The following is a 1159-nucleotide window of genomic DNA, read 5'->3' as shown; positions in this document are numbered from 1 at the left end:
GGTGCTTGTAGGCACAGGGTTTCAGGTTCTTTTTCACTCCCCTCCCGGGGTGCTTTTCACCTTTCCTTCACAGTACTATACGCTATCGGTCACTGGGTAGTATTTAGGGTTGGAGGGTGGTCCCCCCGTATTCCGACCAGGTTTCACGTGTCTGGCCGTACTCTGGATCCTGCGCAGCTCTCTCCGTTTTCACCTACGTGGTTCTCACACTCTCTGACCGGCCTTCCCATGCCGTTCGGTTAACAGATTAAGTCTTAAAAGCAGTCCGTACCCCGAAAGTATTTCTACTCTCGGTTTGCCCTCTTCCGCGTTCGCTCGCCACTACTTACGGAATCTCGTTTGATGTCTCTTCCTCGCCCTACTTAGATGTTTCAGTTCAGGCGGTTCCCTCAATACACCTATTTTAAATTTCAGTGCATTGTACCTGAGTATGAACCCAGGTGAGTTTCCTCATTCAGAAATCTCCGGATCAATGCTTATTTGCAGCTCCCCGAAGCTTATCGCAGCTTATCACGTCTTTCATCGGCTCCCAGTGCCAAGGCATTCGCCCTGCGCCCTTGTTCGCTTGACCTTTCAAACGTTCTTTCAGAACATTTGGTATCCTCTTGATTCTCTCTTATTGCCAACGAAGATTATTGTTACCCTTCCTTTTGAAATTGCAATATTTCTTAAAAGAACTTACTATAATCTTTGTTTCGCAGTTATTATTCAGTTTTCAAGGTACGTCTTGGTGATGTCCCTCAAAGCCCGGTCTCCCGAAACTTTGATTTTCATCACATGGTGGGCCAAAATGGACTCGAACCATCGACCTCACGATTATCAGTCGTGTGCTCTAGCCAGCTGAGCTATTGGCCCATGTGGTGGAGATTAAGGGAATCGAACCCTTGACCCCCTGCTTGCAAAGCAGGTGCTCTCCCAGCTGAGCTAAACCCCCACATAAGGTTTTGAGTAACCCCTTTTCAGGGCCCTCAAAATCGAACAATATCTACTCTGCTTGTATCTGTCACCTGTTCCAGACGGTCGACCATCTTCGATGTTCTTCCATCTGCCTGACTCCTTAGAAAGGAGGTGATCCAGCCGCAGGTTCTCCTACGGCTACCTTGTTACGACTTCACCCCAATCACCAGTTTTACCTTCGGCGGCGTCCTCCTTGCGGTTA

Annotated in this window: 2 tRNA genes and 2 rRNA genes; all 4 read right to left on the bottom strand. The window is 48.6% G+C overall.

Annotation, left to right across the window (positions count from 1 at the left end):
- Positions 1-571, bottom strand: a 23S ribosomal RNA gene (locus tag P0G09_RS15390); the annotation flags it as partial.
- A gap of 207 nt (positions 572-778) precedes the next feature.
- Positions 779-855 (bottom strand) — tRNA-Ile (locus tag P0G09_RS15385).
- A 3-nt stretch (positions 856-858) separates the two neighbouring features.
- A tRNA-Ala gene (locus P0G09_RS15380) sits at positions 859-934 on the bottom strand.
- A 127-nt stretch (positions 935-1061) separates the two neighbouring features.
- Positions 1062-1159 (bottom strand): 16S ribosomal RNA (locus P0G09_RS15375); the annotation flags it as partial.

The organism is Faecalibacterium sp. DFI.5.82, from assembly GCF_029076575.1.
Taxonomy (GTDB): Bacteria; Bacillota; Clostridia; order Oscillospirales; family Ruminococcaceae; genus Faecalibacterium; species Faecalibacterium duncaniae.
This window is presented reverse-complemented; position numbering and strand designations above follow the sequence as displayed.